Raw genomic sequence first — 15,856 nt, 5'->3', positions numbered from 1 at the left:
AACTAAGCGGATGTCCTATGAAAAATGCTCCCCAAGGCAGCGGCCGCCGCGCGGCGCGGCTTCCGGAATGGTCACTGCTGCTTCCGGTGGGGCTCATGGCGTTGCAGGTCGTGGCGGCGGGCTTCTTTGTTGCCGACGGGTTCGAAGACTGGCTCGTGGCGAGCTCGAATGGACTGAAGCTCGAACTGGCGATGGAATGCTTGATCGCCGTCGCATTGCTGACGGGCGTCATCCTCAGTTCCCGAAACATCGTTCGCCTCACCCGGGATCTGCGCAGGAAAGAGCAGGCTCTGGCGCGGGCGCGAGGCGCGTTTGCCGAGCACATCGATCTGCGCTTCCGGGAATGGGGCCTTACAAAGGGCGAAGGTGAGGTCGCGCTCTTCGCTCTCAAGGGATGCGACGTGGCAGAGATTGCCCGGCTTCGCGGCGCGGCCGCAGGAACGATCCGGTCGCAGCTCAGCCAGGTTTACGCCAAGGCCGGTGTGAACAGCCAGGCGATGCTGGTCTCCGTTTTCATCGACGACCTGCTGGACGAACCGGCTGTATCCGCTAGCGAACCGCCCCGGTCCTGACCCTTTCAGATACTCGTCACTCCGCCAGCCGCTGGAAGTTCGCCAGCAGCATCTGAAGCGTCAGTTCCCGCGCCCGCCCCTCCGGCTTGCCGATCAGTTTGCCGAGTGAGGGGCCGAACAGGCCGACGCCGACTGCAAGGGTGACGCTGAGCAGGATCATGTCTTCGGCGAGGTCTTCCGGCACGCCGGCGCTGGAGATCTTCTTCTGTGCCACTTCCTGCACCGCCTCGCGCACGACGGTCAGGCGGCTCGTCTCATCCGTCAGTTCCAGCCAGGCAGCGAGGCGCGCCACGCCGGGTGTTTCCAGTGCGTCGAACAGTGTCTTCAGGCCGACGGCGCGGGCCTCCACCGGCGCATCCACGGGAATTTCTATTGCCATGATGCTGTCGACCAGTTGGCCGATCATCTGTTCCATCAGGGCGGTGTGGACGGCGCTGATGGAGCCGAAATGGTGCAGCACGGTGGCATTGGCGACGCCTGCCGCCTTCGCCACATCCGCCAGCCGCAGGGATTGCGGCCCCTGTTCCACCAATAACTGCTCTGCCGCGGCCAGGATATTGGCGCGGGATTCCTCCGGCGTGCGCCGGATTCTCGGAGTGTCGTTACTCTTTATTGACATTTTTGTCAGTAGTGTTATTTGTCAGCATAAGACTGTTGTCCAGACATTTCCTCAAGGTTCCTAGCACCATGACGTCCAAGCGCACCCCCGAAGATGTAACGATTCTGCCGCGTGACCTGCATTTCGATATGGCCGCCGCCGATAACGGCCCCTGGCTGGACGGCGATCCGGTCGCAACGGCCGTCTTCAACGCCATGTCGCTGACCTTCCCGGATGGCGAGCGCATGTTCATCGACGCGGTCAAGGCCTACAAGGACGATGTCTCCGGCAAGCTGGCGCAGGACGTGAAGGATTTCATCCGGCAGGAAGCCATCCACTCGCGCGAGCATCACCTGCTGAACAACAAGATCGACCGGACGAAATATCCTGTCGATGCCATCGAGGCGCGCATCCGCGAGAAGGTGAAGTTTGCCTATGACGGCGGCAAGTTCCGCATGCTGATGGCAACGATCTGCCTCGAGCACTTCACCGCCATGATGGCGGACCTGATGATGGATTTGGAAACCGATTACGGCCAGCTGTTCAGCAAGACCGATCCGGCGCTGGAACAGTTGTGGCGCTGGCACGCCATGGAAGAGACCGAGCACAAGGCAGTCGCCTATGACGTCTTCCTGGAGGCCACGAAAGACTGGTCGCCGCTGAAGCGCTACTATCGCCGCTGCATGTCCATGCTGATCATCACCAGCAATTTCACGAAAAATATTGCCGGCTATGCCGCTGACCTGCTGAAAGCCGATGGCTATTCGCAGGAAGAGGCTGACCGCGCGGTGAAGGCTTTCCTCTGGAAGAAGCCGTCCCTGTTCGGCAAGGGATGGAAAACCTGGCTGTCCTGGTTCAAGCCGGGCTTCCACCCGTGGGACCATGACAACCGCGAAGAAATGCTGGCATGGAAAGACGAATTCACGGCCGTTCCAGCGGAGTAATGGCGGGGGCTGAACAAGCCCCCACTTGCGCGCTTACTCTCCGGCCACGCGGTACTGTTTCTTTAGCTTGATCGCTGGCAGGAAGTCCGGCTTCGCCTCGAGCGTCTTCAGAATATAATGATAGGCCTGCGCATATTCTCCCAGATCATGATGGGCGAGCGCGAGGTTATGATAATACCGGTATTGCAGGCCCGGCGCGGGCAGAGGCGCGTCCTCCAACACGCCGACAGCCGCGCGCGGCTTTCCGGCATTGATGTATACCGCTGCGCACGTCACCGCCGTACCCGGATGATCTGGCACCATCGCAAGGGCGCGGCTGCAATCCTTCAGGGCAGACCGCACATCACCGGCGTAACGATAGAGTAGCGCACGGTTCGTCAGGCTGGCGGCCTTTGTGTCTGTCCTGCGCCCGGCATCCCAGATTGCCGCCGTGCAGGCAGCGATTCCAGCCTTGGTATCGCGCCGGGCATGCATGGCAGCCTCTGCGCAACGCTCTGCAACCGGAACACCTCCGTCAATCCTGCGCACGTAAGTGCCGGCCGGCCCGGCTGTGGCGGGGGCCGCCAACAGCACACACAAACCTCCGAAAGCCGCCAGCTGGCGCATCGGGGCATTGCAGATCTTTGACATCGTCATCGGAATTACTCCTCGCGGTCTTCATGGATGACGCGAAGCTAGGGATTTGCGTTTCTCATCGGAATTGGCGATAATGCCAATGTCTGGTCGATTTTCGCCAAACCCGGCTTCGTAACAGGGAGGCCATCCTGCCCGATACGACTTTCGCCCCTCGCCACCGCGTCGTTGCGCTTGTCTATGACCGGCTTTGGCCGCTGGAATTCGGAATCGCTGCGGAGATTTTTGGCTGGGAGCGGCCGGAACTCGGCGTGGACTGGTACGATTTCCGTGTCGCAGCCCCGCCTGGCACGAACCGGGCCATGGGCGGCTTTTCCATCTCATCGGACCATGGGCTGGAGGCCCTGCGTGATGCCGACACAATCATTATCCCGGGCTGGCGCGACGTCGCGGATACACCGCCAGATGACCTGCTGGATGCGCTGACCGCCGCCCATGCCCGCGGCGCGCGGCTCATGTCCTACTGCACCGGCGCCTTCGTTCTGGCACATGCCGGCCTGCTGAACGGCCGGAAGGCCACGACGCACTGGAACTATCTGGCTCGCATGCAGCAGCGTTTCCCGCAGGTCCACCTGGTGGAGGATGTGCTCTATGTCGATGACGGGAACATCATTACCTCGGCAGGCAGCAGCGCCGCCATTGATGCCAGCCTGCATGTGATCCGGCAGGATTATGGCTCCGGCACCGCCAACAAGGTCGCCCGCAGCCTGGTCGCCCCGCCCCATCGCGACGGCGGCCAGTCGCAATATATCGAAGCGCCGGTCCAGGAACGCCCCGGCCGCTCCATTGCCGGCGTGCTGGACGAAGTCCGCGCACAATTGGACCGCCCGCTGACAATCACCTGTCTTGCCAGTCTCGCCGGGATGAGCGAGCGCACCTTCCTGCGGCGGTTCCGGGAGGGCACCGGCACCACGCCCCTCAAATGGCTGCGCCGGGAGCGGGTGTTCCGCGCCATGAACCTGCTGGAGACCACACGGCTGGACATTGCCGATGTCGCCAGCCAGTCGGGCTTCGCCTCGATCGAGACCTTTCGCACCGCTTTCCGCCAGATTGCCGGCACGTCGCCCCACGCCTACCGCAAACGGTTCGAAGCGGTGGACAGCTGAACGGAGCTCATAACCTCTTGCCGGACAGGCAGGACCTGCTACCGATGGGTGAACACATCCAGGAGCCCCGCATGATCCGTTCCCTCGCCGCAGCCAGCCTCGCGATCGTCTTCACTGCTATCTCGGCACAGGCCGAGACCGAGTCTCAGGTGCTGGCTGCCTGCATGATCGAGCATTCGACCGAAACGGATGTCGCCGCCATGAAGAGCGTCATGCTTCACGCCCTGCAGGATCAAGAGGATGAAGCAACCGCTTCCCTGCTGAAGTTCGCTTTCAGTGCCACCAGCATCGCCACCAGTGATTGCGGTATGAGCCTGTCAGACCTCGACACACCGCTCTTCGAGGACGCCATGCAGATCTATGGCGAACACTTCGGCACGGTGATCATGGAGCGCGCACTCTCCTTCCTCGGCGAATTCGGGGAATAGGCGCAAGGCATCATCAACCTTCTGCCAACGGAAGATATGGAAGCCTGAGCCAGCAGACGGCGCCATCCACTTACCATTCAAAAACATGGCCCGCGGCATCTCTGCACGCGGGCCATATTCTGTTCTGCCAGCGAATCGCTACGTCAGGCAGCCGGTTTGATGTCGACCAGTTCGATGGCGAAGGTCAGGTCCTGACCGGCCAGCGGGTGGTTGGCATCCAGCGTCACCGTGGTTTCGTTCGCATCGACCACGACAACCGGGATGACCTGGCCGTTCTGGGCCTGCATCTGTAGGCGGGTACCGACTTCGGTCGGGATCTCTGCCGGGATTTCAGTGCGCTGAACCTGCTGGCGCATGTCCGGATTGACCGGGCCATAAGCCTGGTCGCACGGCACGTTGACGGTTTTCTTGTCGCCGACAGCCATGCCCGGAAGGGCCGTGTCGAGCCCGGGGATGATCTGGCCGGAACCGACCTGGAAGGCCAGCGGATCACGGCCTTCGGAGCTGTCGAAGGTCGTGCCGTCGTTCAGCGTCCCGGTATAGTGAATGCTGACGGTGTCACCGTTTTTGACCTGCGTCATGATAAATCCAATCTTTTCGGGTGTGTGGGTCATCAAAGGCCGCGTCGCTCTCGCGGGTGCTTTGGGGGTCTCGCCCTACAACCTAGAAGCTCAGGCCCGGATGTAAACCCGCCGGGCCGGCCTGCTTACAGCGCCTTGCGCATATGGATCACGGTATTGCGCTCGCCATTGGCGCCGGTGTGGTGCTCGGTGAAGTAGGCTTCATAGCCGCGCGCCTCATAGAGCGGACGCCCGGGAACGGTGGATCCAAGCTCGATCGTGGAGAACCCCGCCTCCCGCGCCGCGCCCTCGCCCAGCTCCAGCAACAGGGTGCCCAGCCCCTGACGCGTCCAGTCAGGATGGGTGTACATGGCGCGGATGCGGGCCGCATCTTTTGCCGGATCGGACAGGCTGTCGTCCCGGCCCGGCGAGTGGTCGCCGCCATAAAGCGTGCGCCGCTTGCCCCAGCCGCCACAGGCGACCATCACGGGGCTGCCGTCGACATCGGTCTCGATCACAAAATAGGTGCCGTCCGCGATCAGGCTGCGGTCAACGCCCATTGTTTCCTGGGCTGCCTTGATCTCCGCTTCGGAGAGGAAGGCCCGCATATTGACGGCGATGGAAGCGCGCATCAGCTCGGTAATGGCTGGAATATCGTCTTCGCTTGCGATCCGTGAACGGAATCGGGATGGCTCGGTCATGCAGGTCTCTGTTCCGTTTTATCCGATCGACACTTTGTCACCGAGATCGAGATAAAGTATCAGCGCCACCGAAGCGATCAGGACGAGGCCCGACAAGACCGCGTTCAGCAAAACCGCGCGGTTCGCGTTCTTCTGCTCGATCCACGAGCGCGGCCGGATGCGGCGAAGGCGGAAAACGATCAGGGCCGACAGGATCAGCGCGGCCACGTTCAGGGCCAGCAACAGGCAGGCACGCAGGGCCAGCGCCCATTCCCCCGCCCCCATGAACAGGCCAACGGCCGCACCCGGCGGCAGGAGCGCCGCCGCGACCATCACGCCGACAAGGGCCGAGGCCTGACTGCTCGTCAGCGACAGGGCCGCGGCCCCGCCCGCTGCCATGGCGAGCGCCAGCCCGTCGAGCCGGACCTCCGCGCGCGACATCAGCTCCCGGCTCTCCAGATCGATCGGCAACACGAAGGACAGGAGCAGCGAACAGGCGAGCGCCGTGCCGATACCAGCCGCCAGCGTCACGCTCGCCCGTTTCAGCAAGGCATCGTCGCCAAGCGCAGCGCCCATGGAAAAGCCCAGCACAGGCCCCAGCAGCGGCGCGATCACCATCGCTCCGATCACGGCCGCAACGCCATCGGAATTCAGGCCGATCGCGGCCACGATGGTGGAGAGGACCACCATGACGAAGAAGTTCCGGTCAAACCGGGCCCCTGTCGCCACATCGGAATAGATTTCCTCGCGCGTCGCCTGCGTCGCCTTCTGCTGCTTGCCTTGTCTGGCTTCCTCCAGTTTCGGAGCCGTTGCTTCAATCGGCAGGATCGAGATACGCCAGCCATTCGCGCCTTCCAGCGCTGTCTGGACATTGTCCATCAGCGTCTGCTCCATGCCCTCCCGGATGAAGACGGAGATCAGCTTCCGGTCTTTCCGTTCGGTATCGAGGATATAATAGTCCACCGGTTCGGAGGCCTTGATGGCACGCTGGACGGTATCAAACCGTTCGTCCGCCGCCAGATGAATGTCGAGACGCCTCACCTGCCGGGCCTCAGCGCTTCAGCCGGGCCAGCAGGCTGGACGTATCCCAGCGATTGCCGCCCATGGCCTGCACGTCGGCATAGAACTGATCGACCAGCGCGGTGACCGGCAGCGTCGCGCCATTGGCACGCGCCGCCTCCAGCGTGATGCGCAGATCCTTGCGCATCCAGTCGACGGCAAAACCGTGCGTGTAATGATCTTCCACCATGGTCTTCCAGCGATTCTCCATCTGCCAGCTCTGGGCCGCGCCGCCGCTGATCGCTTCGATCACCGCTGCCGCATCGAGCCCGGCTTTTTCGGCGAAGTGCAATCCTTCGGCCAGGCCCTGCACGATACCGGCAATGCAGATCTGGTTGACCGACTTGGCGAGCTGGCCGGAGCCGGCGCAGCCGATATGGGTCATCCGCTTGCCATAAGCCGCCATGACGGGCTGGGCCTGTTCGAAGGTCGGGTCGTCGCCGCCGCACATGATGGTGAGGGCACCATTGCGCGCCCCGGCCTCCCCGCCGGAGATCGGCGCATCCAGGAAATGTGCGCCTTTCGCCTTGCACCGGGCATAGAGATCGCGGGCAAGGTCCGCCGAGGCGGTCGTGTGGTCCACCACGACCATGCCAGCCGCAACGCTCGGCTCCATAGCCGCAAAGACTTCTGCCACGTCCGGATCGTCGCCGAGGCAGAGAAAGACATATTCGGCGCCGAAGGCTGCGGCGGCCGGGTCTTTCGCCACTTCGCCCTTGTGCTGGGTGGCCCAGTTCTCGGCTTTCGAGTGGGTCCGGTTCCACACCACGACCTCATGGCCTTTGGCGGCCAGATGGCCCGCCATGTGAAATCCCATCACCCCGAGGCCCAGAAATGCCGTGCGTGCCATATCGATTCTCCAATTACGCTTGTTCCAGATAGATCGAATTTCATCGAAATCCCACCGTCTCGCGTGACCTGACCTTCACCAAGGCCTGCTAATACAGGCAGACCACTCAGAAGGAGAGGGTCCGAGCGAGCAGATGGCTTATGCCACTTACTCTTCACGAAGCGCGGGCAGAATGCCCGTTGCGCCCGCCCGCAAGGCAGGCACCTGGAAGCTGGCTTATGCCGACTTCCTGACCGCCCTCATGGCATTTTTCCTGCTCATGTGGCTGGTCAGCGGCGTTTCAGCCGACGACCGGGCAGAGATTGCCGACTATTTCCACAACCGCACACCGGACGCCGCCACCGCTGTCGCTATGCAGTCCGGCCCTTCGACGGCAGACCGTATATTCAGCGCGCTCAGCGAAAATCCGGCCCTGGTCGCTGCGGGGTCCAGCGTGGTGCTGGCGAAGCAGGCGGACGGCATCCGGATCGACCTTGTGGACACGGCCGAGCGCCCGCTGTTCGACCGCGCCGATGGGCATTTCACCGAAACCGGCCTCGCCCTCGCCCGCGACACGGCCGCGGCACTGGCCGGCACGGAGGGCACCCTGACCCTTGAAGGCCATACCGATGCCTTCCCCAGCCTTGTGCCCGGCTATTCCAACTGGGAGCTGTCATCCGACCGGGCAAACGAGGCGCGCCGCGTTTTCGAAGCCGAAGGTATCGCAGCGGAACGCATCCGCGGCGTGACCGGCCTCGCCGATACGCGACCTTTGTTAGCAGCACAGCCCCACTTGCCCGTTAACCGGCGGGTCAGCATACTGGTCCAAGTAGAGGGTTAACGCCCTCCGGTTTCCGGGGGCTACACCAGCAAAGTCCCGGAGCGCTGATGCTCGCACAATTCCTGTCAGATTGGCCCATGTGGGCGAGCCTCGGCGTCGTCATCGCGGCCATTTGCTTTTACATGCTCGACCGCTGGTCGATGGAGCTGGTCTCCGTTTGCGTGATCGCGGCGTTGCTTGTCCTGTTCACCCTGCCCGGGGCGCATGGCGAGGACGGCACGCCCATCAGCGCGCAGGACCTGCTCTCAGGATTCGGCAATCCGGCCCTGATCACCATCATGGCGCTGCTGGTCGTCGGACAGGGCCTGTTCCAGACCGGCGCGCTCGAAGGCCCGACCAAGGTGCTCCTGTCCGGCTATGACCGGCGCCCCAGGCTGACATTGCTGCTCGCTTTCCTCGCCGTGTTCGGCATCAGCGCCTTCGTCAACAATACGCCGATCGTGATCATGTTCCTGCCGGTGATGAGCGCCATCGCCCACCGGATGAAATCCTCAGCGTCGAAACTGATGATGCCGCTCAGCTTCATTTCCATCTTTGCGGGCATGACCACGCTGATCGGGACCTCGACCAACCTGCTGGCCGCCGAAGCCTTTGACCGGATCGAGGGGCGCCAGCTCGGTTTCTTCGAACAGTCCCCGATGGGCCTCGTCCTCGCCGCGGCCGGCATGGTCTACCTGCTGGTCTTCTCGCGCTTCCTGCTGCCAGTCCGGGAGGGCCTGACGGAAGACATCGCGCCGACATCGTCCAAGCAGTTCCTGGCGCAGATCGAAGTCACGCAGGGCCACTTCCTGGAAGGCAAGAAGCCCGTCGCCGGCATGTTCACCGACCTGCCCGACATGACGGTCCGCATGATCCAGCGCGGCGAGCGCGCCTTTCTGCCGCCCTATGAAGACATCACGCTGCGCCCCGGCGACCTTGTCATCGTCGCCGCCACGCGCGCGGCGCTCCAGAACGTGCTGTCCCGCCAGCCGGACTTCCTCCAGCAGGTCTGGCAGTCTGCCGGCGGGGACCTGGACGACAGCGGCAAGCCGCGCCGCTTGTCGCTGACCGAAGCCGTTATCGCGCCCGGCTCGCGCATGGTGGGCCGCACGGTCGAGATGCTGGGCTTCCGCCGCCTGACCCGCGCCGTCACGCTCGGCATTCAGCGCCGCAGCCGCATGATCCGCACCAAACTTGGCGAGATCCGGCTGGAATCCGGCGACACGCTGCTGCTCTGCGGCCCGCCGGATGCCTTCCTGGAAATGCGCCAGAGCCGGGACCTGATCCTGCTGGAATGGTCGCAGACCGAAATCCCGCTGACCACGAAGACGCTGGCCGCCCGGGCCATCGCCCTCGGCCTCGTCATTTCCGCCGCCTCCGGCCTGCTGTCGATCCTGCACGCCTCGGTGCTGGGCGCCGTGGCGATGCTGGTCACGGGCTGCCTCAACTACCGGCAGGCCAGCCGTTCGCTGGATCTTCGTATCTTCCTCGTCATCGGCGCGGCCCTCGCCATGGGCATGGCGCTGGAGAAGACCGGCGCGGCCTCCGCGATCGCACACATGGTGGTCAATGTCGCCTCGCCTTATGGCACACTGGCCGTCCTGTCGTCGCTGTTCCTCGCGGTGGCCATCCTGACCAACCTGCTTTCGAACGCGGCCACGGCCATCCTGTTCTCGCCGATTGCCCTGTCGGCGGCGCACGAGCTCAACGCGTCAGACCCCCTGCCTTTCCTGCTGGCGGTGATCTATGGCGCCAATTGCAGTTTCGCGACGCCGATCGCCTATCAGACGAACATGCTGGTCATGGGGCCCGGTCATTACCGGTTCAGCGACTTTGTCCGCTTCGGCGGACCGCTCGTTTTTGTGCTTTGGTGCGTGTTTACGCTCTTCGCCCCTTGGCGGTTTGATCTGTAAGTGTAGTGTCAGAGACATGAAATTTACGGACTCGAAGATCCTGCCCCCCGGTCTGGAGCGTTCGTTGCGTTTTTACGTAACGAATCCGAGCCCTTGTCCGTATCTGCCAGGCCGGCGCGAGCGCAAGGCGTTCACGAATCTCTCGATTACCGAATCAGATCTCGTCCACAATCTGCTCAGCCAGTCGGGGTTCCGGCGCAGCCAGACCATCGCCTACCGGCCGGCCTGCCCGCGCTGTAATGCCTGCCGCAGTGTCCGGGTGCCGACGCGGGACTTTTTCCCCTCACGCAATGACCGGCGCGCCATGCAGCGCAATGCCGGTCTCGTCCGCCACAAGGTCAAGGCAGAGCCGACGCGCGAGCAATATGCCCTGCTCAAATCCTATGTGACCACCCGCCACGATGGCGGGGGCATGTCGGACATGTCCTATCGTGACTATGCCGCAATGGTGGGCGACAGCCCGGTCAAAAGCTTCATCTATGAATACCGCGACGGGCCGGAAGACGACGCGCCGCTGGTCGCCTGTTCGATCACCGACGAGCTGAATGACGGCTTCTCGATGGTCTACACCTTCTTCGACCCGGATCAGGAAAGCCGCGGCCTCGGCCACTTCATGATCCTGGACCATATCCGGCATGCGCAGGACCTGGGCCTGCCGCACGTCTATCTGGGCTATTGGGTCAAGGGCAGCCCGAAAATGGATTACAAACGCCGTTACAAACCGCTCGAAGTGCTCGACGGAGACCGCTGGAGGCTGCTCCGCGACGACGAATAGGTCCGTGAAGAGACCGGGTCCGGGGCGCCCAGACGGGTAATGGGGGAAGGAAACGCATGATCAACAGACGCAACCTCGTTGGCGCGGGTGTGCTTGGCCTTGGCGGCGCGGCAGCCGCCTTTGCCAATCCGAGCACGACGCCGCTGGCCGGCACCCCGGCGATCACCCGCAACCGCCGCCGGCTGAACATGGTCACCACCTGGCCGAAAGGCCTGCCCGGCCTTGGCGAAGCAGCAGAGCGCGTCGCCCGCCGCATCATGGCGGAGACAGACAATGTCATCGAGGTGAAGGTCTTTGCCGCGGGCGAACTGGTCCCGGCTTTCGAATGTTTCGACGCCGTCGCGAACGGCTCGGCCGACATGTATCACGGCGCCGAATATTACTGGACGGCCAAATCCTCCGCCTACCCGTTCTTCACCGCCGTGCCCTTTGGCATGACCGCACAGGAGATCATGGGCTGGATCGATTTCGGCGGCGGGCAGGAACTCTGGGACGAGCTGTCCGGCCAGTTCGGCGTGAAATCCTTCCAGGCAGCAAATTCCGGCCACCAGATGGGCGGCTGGTTCCGCAAGGAGATCAACAGCCTCGACGATCTGGTCGGCCTCAAGATGCGCATTCCGGGACAGGGCGGCGACGTGCTGCGCGCGCTCGGCGGGTCTTCCATCGCCATTCCGGGCGGGGAGATCTACCAGTCGCTGCAGACCGGCGCCATCGACGCGACCGAATGGGTCGGCCCGTGGAACGACTATTATCTCGGCTTCTACCGGGAAGCGCCCTATTATTACGGCCCCGGCTTCCACGAGCCGGGCTCCAGCCTCGCCTGCGGCATCAACCGCCGTGTGTGGGACAATTTCTCGCCCGGCGAACAGGCCGTCATCAAGGCCGCCTGCGAAAGCGTGAACCACACTTCGCTCGGCGAATTCACCTATCAGAACTCGGTCCATCTCGACCTTCTGGTCAATGAGCACAATGTGCAGCTGCGCAGCTTCCCGCCGGAAGTCGTCAGCGCCATGGCCGAAGCAGCGTGGGACGTGCGCGCCGCCTCCGGTAAGGACGGGATCGAGAAGCGTATCTACGAAAGCTTCGAGAAATCGCTGAAGCTGATGCGCGGCTGGTCGACCATTTCGGACGGCGCCTATTACGCCGCCCGCGACGCCAACAAATAGCCGGTCAGCCCGTCATGGATCCGGCCTTCTTCCTTCACCTCGGCGCCATCCTGAAATGGGTTGGCATCGCCCTGTTGCCCGTCTTCCTGCTGCCCCTGATCACGCTCGTTGTGCCGGGTCTGGTCGAGGGCCTGTCGAAACGCGTCAGCGCCACCATCGATGCGATCAGCGGCATCGCCCTCGGCGGCGCGATTGCCAGCGCGCTCCTGCTGGTCCTGTTCCAGCTGTCCGTGGTCGTGCTGAGATACACCTATGGCATCAGCTTCACATGGCTGAATGAGCTGGTGATCTATGCCTTCGCGGCGATGTTCATGCTCGGATCGGCGGCGACGCTGCGCGATGACGGACACGTCCGCGTCGACATCCTGCGCCCGCGCTTCGGCGCTGACGGCCGCAACTGGATCGAGCTGGCGGGCATCTATTTCTTCCTCTTCCCGATCTGTATCCGCATTCTCACCACCGGCGAGCAGGGCCTCGCCCGCGCCTGGTCGCTGTTCGAAGGCTCCAGCGAGTCCGATGGCCTGCCCTTCCTGTACCTGTTCAAGACGCTGGTGCCGGCCTTTGCCGTGCTGATGCTGGCGCAGGGCCTGTCGGAAGCGCTGAAGGCGGCGCTGCGCCTGACCGGCAAGCTGGAGAACGAAGCCCCGGCCACCTCCACGACGGAGAGCGCCCATGGAGCTTGAGATCATCCTCGCTTTGCTCATGTTCGCCAGCGCCATCGGCGCGCTGCTGATGGGCTATTCCGTGGCGCTGACGCTGGGCGGTGTCGCGCTGATCTTCGCCCTGATCGGAATCGGCCTCGGTGTTTTCCCGGAACCGCTGCTGCGCTCCCTGCCGAGCCGGATACAAGGCGGCTCGATCATGCAGAACACGACGCTGATCGCCGTGCCCCTGTTCGTGCTGATGGGCGTGATCCTCGAACGCTCGCGCGTCGCCGAAGACCTGCTGCATATTGCCAGCCGCCTTCTGGGCAAGCTGAATGGCGGGCTTGGCTATGCCGTGGTCCTCGTCGGTGCCCTGCTCGCCGCGTCCACCGGCATTGTCGGCGCGACCGTCATCACCATGACGCTGATCGCCCTGCCCTCCATGCTGAAGCAGGGTTATGACCCGCGCCTTGCCAGCGGCACGATCGCAGCCTCCGGCACGCTGGGCCAGATCATCCCGCCCTCCATCGTACTGATCCTGCTGGCCGATGCCGTCTCCAACGCGGCCAGCCAGGCCAGCCTCTCCAGCGGCGGCAAATCGCTCGTCGTCTCGGTGGGAGACCTGTTCGCAGGCGCGCTGATCCCCGGCATCCTGCTGGTCGGGCTCTACCTCGCCTGGATCGCCTTCAACGCCATCACCCGCCCTGCCCGCTGCCCGGCCGTGACCGTGGATGAAGACACCGCTCCGCTCAATTTCAAGGAAGTTGCCTTCGGCTTCGGCGCGCCGCTCGCCCTGATCTTCGCCGTGCTCGGCGCCATTCTCGGCGGCGTGGCTCCGCCGACGGAGGCCGCAGCCATCGGGGCCTCGGGCGCCATCCTGCTGGCAGGGCTGCGCCTTGCCCGCGAAGCCGGCAGCCGCCTCGCCCCGGTCATCCTGGCGGGCCTCGCCAGCCTGATCCTCGTCCTCATCGTGCGCAACACGATGGACCTGCGCCTCGGCGTCGAACAGATGAGCGCGGCCAACATGGCAGGCGTGACCCTCACCCTGCTGGCCAGCTTCATCTTCTTCGCCGCCATCGCTGCGGGCCTCCTCGTGCTGCGCCGCATGCGCCAGCTGATGCCCGCCCTGAAGAGTGCCACACATATCACGAGCATGGTCTTCCTCATCCTGATCGGCGCGTCCCTCTTCAGCCTCGTCTTCCGTGGCTTCGGCGGCGACGACATCGTGAAGGACGTGCTGCACGCCATGCCGGGCGGCCGCTGGGGCGCCCTGCTGATGACCATGATCGTCATGTTCGTACTGGGCTTCTTCCTCGACTTTATCGAGATCGTGTTCGTGGTTGTGCCGCTGGTCGCTCCGCCGCTGATCCTGCTCGGCTTCGACCCGGTCTGGCTGGCCATCCTGATGGCGCTGAACCTGCAGACCAGTTTCCTGACGCCGCCCTTCGGCTTCGCCCTGTTCTATCTGCGCGGCGCCGCCCCGCCGGAGGTCAGCACAATGCAGATCTGGCGCGGGGCGATTCCGTTCATCATGCTCCAGCTGATCCTGATCGCGCTGGTCGCCCTCCTGCCGGGTCTCGCCACCTGGCTCCCCTCCCTCGTCGCAAAATAATTCACCACGAAACAGGTCTCCCATGGGACAAGACATCGATCCGTTCCGCGCGATCACGATTTCCAAACGCGCGCATGAGCTGAAGGAAGAGGGCCGCCGCATCCTGCATATGGAGTTCGGCCAGCCCTCCACGCCCGCGCCAAAGGCCGCCATCGCACGCAGCCATGAGGTGCTGGATACAGACCCGATGGGATACTGGGAAAGCCAGCCCCTGAAAGCGCGTATCTGCCAGCACTACAAGGACATGTATGGCGTGGACATCACGCCCGGCCGTATCGTCATCACCAACGGCGCCTCGCCCGCGCTCGTACTGGCGCTGGCCACGGCCTTCTCACCGGGCGACCGGATCGCCTTTGCCCGGCCGGGCTATGTCGCCTATCGCAACACGGTCCGTGCCCTGAACTTTGAAGGCGTCGAGATCCCTTGCGGCGAGGACACACGCTACCAGATCTCGGCTGCCGCGCTCGACGCGCTGGACCCGGTCCCGCAGGGCGTCATCATTGCCAGCCCGGCAAACCCGACCGGCACGATTATCCCGGCGGCCGAACTCGCCGCCATCGCCGAGGTCGCCAAAGCGAAGGGCATCCGCATCATTTCAGACGAGATCTATCATGGCCTGTCCTTCGGGCCGGAGATCCATTCCATGCTGGAATATGCGCCGGACGCCTATATCGTGAACTCTTTCTCGAAATACTTTTCCATGGCGCCGTGGCGGCTCGGCTGGCTGGTCTCCCCGCCGGACATGGCGCGGCGCACCGGCGCCTATATCGGCAACCTGTTCCTGACGGCGCCGTCGCTGTCGCAGCATGCCGGCCTCGCCGCCATGGACGCGCGCGAGGAACTGGAAGGCCATGTCGAGGTCTACCGCCGCAACCGCGAACTGATGCTGGAGGCGCTGCCAAAGCTCGGCCTTGAAAAGATCGCCCCGCCGGATGGGGCTTTCTATATCTATGCGGACGTTTCCCGCTACACAGACGACAGCCTCGCTTTCTGCCTGAAGCTGCTGGAAGAGACCGGCGTCGCCACAGCCCCCGGCGTCGATTTCGACCCCGTGGACGGCAACCGCTTCATGCGCTTCTCCTTCGCGCTCTCCACGCCTCAGATCGAAGAAGCGATCGAGCGGCTGGTGCCGTGGTTCGGCGCACTCGAAGTCCGACATAGTCACTTATAGTCCGGTATGGTCATGACTGGTCATGCAAGGTCATGGCGTAGGCGTATGTAATCCTCCGCCAGTCATGCTTCGACTTCGCTCAGCATGAGTCCCGTTCTCGTGAGCGCTCGTCACTTCCCACGCGCGTCACGCCCGATGGCCAACGGCCATCTGGGCGCCCATCCCTGAACGAGACGGCAAGTGCGTCATGACATGACGTATCCGAGGCAGCGTTCAGAGATGGATCCCCAGACCGCTGCGCGGCCGGGGATGACGCGAGTGGAGGGGCCTATCCGCCACCTGACGCGCCCCATCCTGCTGCAATCATTGCCGCAAAGACAAACTTATCCGACACCTCCGTCCCCTG

At 63.7% G+C, this 15,856-nt stretch carries 17 protein-coding genes; 11 read left to right on the top strand and 6 right to left on the bottom strand.

Annotated features, from left to right (window positions below):
* Window positions 1-17 precede the first annotated feature (17 nt).
* Window positions 18-572 carry a helix-turn-helix transcriptional regulator gene (locus HJA_RS02900; protein ID WP_081814488.1) on the top strand — a complete coding sequence of 185 codons (555 nt, stop codon included), beginning with the start codon at window positions 18-20 and terminating at the stop codon, window positions 570-572.
* 16 nt (window positions 573-588) lie between these two features.
* On the opposite strand, the gene HJA_RS02895 is transcribed toward HJA_RS02900, so the two are convergent.
* Window positions 589-1,191 (bottom strand): TetR/AcrR family transcriptional regulator, encoded by a 603-nt coding sequence (locus HJA_RS02895; RefSeq protein ID WP_035578110.1) that lies wholly within the window; start codon window positions 1,189-1,191, stop codon window positions 589-591.
* 68 nt (window positions 1,192-1,259) lie between these two features.
* On the opposite strand from HJA_RS02895, the gene HJA_RS02890 reads away from it, so the two are divergent.
* Complete coding sequence (locus HJA_RS02890) at window positions 1,260-2,114, top strand: metal-dependent hydrolase (RefSeq protein ID WP_035578108.1); 855 nt, start codon at window positions 1,260-1,262, stop codon at window positions 2,112-2,114.
* A 33-nt stretch (window positions 2,115-2,147) separates the two neighbouring features.
* Here HJA_RS02890 and HJA_RS02885 read toward each other — a convergent pair whose 3' ends face one another.
* Window positions 2,148-2,750, bottom strand: coding sequence for a tetratricopeptide repeat protein (locus HJA_RS02885; RefSeq protein WP_035578106.1), 603 nt, complete (start codon window positions 2,748-2,750; stop codon window positions 2,148-2,150).
* A gap of 125 nt (window positions 2,751-2,875) precedes the next feature.
* Here HJA_RS02885 and ftrA point away from each other — a divergent pair, with 125 nt between their 5' ends.
* Window positions 2,876-3,853 (top strand): transcriptional regulator FtrA, encoded by a 978-nt coding sequence (ftrA, locus tag HJA_RS02880; protein WP_051597293.1) that lies wholly within the window; start codon window positions 2,876-2,878, stop codon window positions 3,851-3,853.
* Between the two features lie 71 nt (window positions 3,854-3,924).
* Window positions 3,925-4,281, top strand: coding sequence for a hypothetical protein (locus HJA_RS02875; RefSeq protein WP_155839842.1), 357 nt, complete (start codon window positions 3,925-3,927; stop codon window positions 4,279-4,281).
* 143 nt (window positions 4,282-4,424) lie between these two features.
* Here the strand turns inward: HJA_RS02875 and HJA_RS02870 are convergent, their stop codons facing one another.
* The 4 genes from HJA_RS02870 to HJA_RS02855 form a co-directional block, all read right to left on the bottom strand.
* Entirely contained in the window at window positions 4,425-4,862 is a 438-nt protein-coding gene (locus tag HJA_RS02870) for an FKBP-type peptidyl-prolyl cis-trans isomerase (protein WP_035578768.1), read from the bottom strand.
* A 125-nt stretch (window positions 4,863-4,987) separates the two neighbouring features.
* Complete coding sequence (locus HJA_RS02865; RefSeq protein WP_035578099.1) at window positions 4,988-5,542, bottom strand: GNAT family N-acetyltransferase; 555 nt, start codon at window positions 5,540-5,542, stop codon at window positions 4,988-4,990.
* 18 nt (window positions 5,543-5,560) lie between these two features.
* Window positions 5,561-6,562 carry a TIGR00341 family protein gene (locus HJA_RS02860; protein ID WP_035578097.1) on the bottom strand — a complete coding sequence of 334 codons (1,002 nt, stop codon included), beginning with the start codon at window positions 6,560-6,562 and terminating at the stop codon, window positions 5,561-5,563.
* A gap of 10 nt (window positions 6,563-6,572) precedes the next feature.
* Entirely contained in the window at window positions 6,573-7,430 is an 858-nt protein-coding gene (locus HJA_RS02855; protein ID WP_035578095.1) for an NAD(P)-dependent oxidoreductase, read from the bottom strand.
* Between the two features lie 172 nt (window positions 7,431-7,602).
* Here HJA_RS02855 and HJA_RS02850 point away from each other — a divergent pair, with 172 nt between their 5' ends.
* From HJA_RS02850 to HJA_RS02820, 7 genes are read left to right on the top strand one after another with little or no spacing between them, the layout of a single operon-like run.
* The gene (locus HJA_RS02850) at window positions 7,603-8,250 is read left to right on the top strand and encodes a flagellar motor protein MotB (RefSeq protein ID WP_035578093.1); all 648 of its coding nucleotides are present in this window, start codon (window positions 7,603-7,605) and stop codon (window positions 8,248-8,250) included.
* Between the two features lie 47 nt (window positions 8,251-8,297).
* Complete coding sequence (locus HJA_RS02845) at window positions 8,298-10,142, top strand: SLC13 family permease (RefSeq protein ID WP_035578091.1); 1,845 nt, start codon at window positions 8,298-8,300, stop codon at window positions 10,140-10,142.
* A 16-nt stretch (window positions 10,143-10,158) separates the two neighbouring features.
* On the top strand, window positions 10,159-10,917 hold the full coding sequence (locus HJA_RS02840) for an arginyltransferase (RefSeq protein WP_051597292.1): 759 nt from the start codon (window positions 10,159-10,161) through the stop codon (window positions 10,915-10,917).
* Between the two features lie 56 nt (window positions 10,918-10,973).
* A complete protein-coding gene (locus HJA_RS02835) occupies window positions 10,974-12,083 on the top strand; it encodes a TRAP transporter substrate-binding protein (RefSeq protein WP_035578089.1) in 1,110 nt (369 codons plus the stop codon).
* Window positions 12,084-12,097: 14 nt separating this feature from the next.
* Window positions 12,098-12,766 (top strand): TRAP transporter small permease subunit, encoded by a 669-nt coding sequence (locus HJA_RS02830; protein ID WP_035578087.1) that lies wholly within the window; start codon window positions 12,098-12,100, stop codon window positions 12,764-12,766.
* Window positions 12,756-14,339, top strand: coding sequence for a TRAP transporter large permease (locus HJA_RS02825; RefSeq protein WP_035578085.1), 1,584 nt, complete (start codon window positions 12,756-12,758; stop codon window positions 14,337-14,339). Before HJA_RS02830 ends, HJA_RS02825 begins: the two co-directional genes overlap by 11 nt.
* A 22-nt stretch (window positions 14,340-14,361) precedes the next feature.
* Window positions 14,362-15,510 carry an aminotransferase class I/II-fold pyridoxal phosphate-dependent enzyme gene (locus HJA_RS02820; protein WP_035578083.1) on the top strand — a complete coding sequence of 383 codons (1,149 nt, stop codon included), beginning with the start codon at window positions 14,362-14,364 and terminating at the stop codon, window positions 15,508-15,510.
* The last annotated feature ends 346 nt before the right edge of the window (window positions 15,511-15,856 follow it).

This window comes from Hyphomonas jannaschiana VP2, assembly GCF_000685215.1.
In the GTDB taxonomy this organism is placed as follows: Bacteria; Pseudomonadota; Alphaproteobacteria; order Caulobacterales; family Hyphomonadaceae; genus Hyphomonas; species Hyphomonas jannaschiana.
The sequence above is the reverse complement of the archived record's forward strand: the minus strand, read 5'-3'. Positions and strand labels throughout refer to the sequence as shown.

Coding starts and splice junctions, on each gene's coding strand:
- HJA_RS02825 (WP_035578085.1), top strand. CDS start 12,756: ATGGAGCTTGAGATCATCCTCGCTTTGCTCATGTTCGCCAGCGCCATC.
- HJA_RS02835 (WP_035578089.1), top strand. CDS start 10,974: ATGATCAACAGACGCAACCTCGTTGGCGCGGGTGTGCTTGGCCTTGGC.
- HJA_RS02830 (WP_035578087.1), top strand. CDS start 12,098: ATGGATCCGGCCTTCTTCCTTCACCTCGGCGCCATCCTGAAATGGGTT.
- HJA_RS02890 (WP_035578108.1), top strand. CDS start 1,260: ATGACGTCCAAGCGCACCCCCGAAGATGTAACGATTCTGCCGCGTGAC.
- HJA_RS02895 (WP_035578110.1), bottom strand. CDS start 1,191: ATGTCAATAAAGAGTAACGACACTCCGAGAATCCGGCGCACGCCGGAG.
- HJA_RS02850 (WP_035578093.1), top strand. CDS start 7,603: ATGCCCGTTGCGCCCGCCCGCAAGGCAGGCACCTGGAAGCTGGCTTAT.
- HJA_RS02845 (WP_035578091.1), top strand. CDS start 8,298: ATGCTCGCACAATTCCTGTCAGATTGGCCCATGTGGGCGAGCCTCGGC.
- HJA_RS02865 (WP_035578099.1), bottom strand. CDS start 5,542: ATGACCGAGCCATCCCGATTCCGTTCACGGATCGCAAGCGAAGACGAT.
- HJA_RS02885 (WP_035578106.1), bottom strand. CDS start 2,750: ATGACGATGTCAAAGATCTGCAATGCCCCGATGCGCCAGCTGGCGGCT.
- HJA_RS02900 (WP_081814488.1), top strand. CDS start 18: ATGAAAAATGCTCCCCAAGGCAGCGGCCGCCGCGCGGCGCGGCTTCCG.
- HJA_RS02875 (WP_155839842.1), top strand. CDS start 3,925: ATGATCCGTTCCCTCGCCGCAGCCAGCCTCGCGATCGTCTTCACTGCT.
- HJA_RS02855 (WP_035578095.1), bottom strand. CDS start 7,430: ATGGCACGCACGGCATTTCTGGGCCTCGGGGTGATGGGATTTCACATG.
- HJA_RS02870 (WP_035578768.1), bottom strand. CDS start 4,862: ATGACGCAGGTCAAAAACGGTGACACCGTCAGCATTCACTATACCGGG.
- HJA_RS02820 (WP_035578083.1), top strand. CDS start 14,362: ATGGGACAAGACATCGATCCGTTCCGCGCGATCACGATTTCCAAACGC.
- HJA_RS02840 (WP_051597292.1), top strand. CDS start 10,159: ATGAAATTTACGGACTCGAAGATCCTGCCCCCCGGTCTGGAGCGTTCG.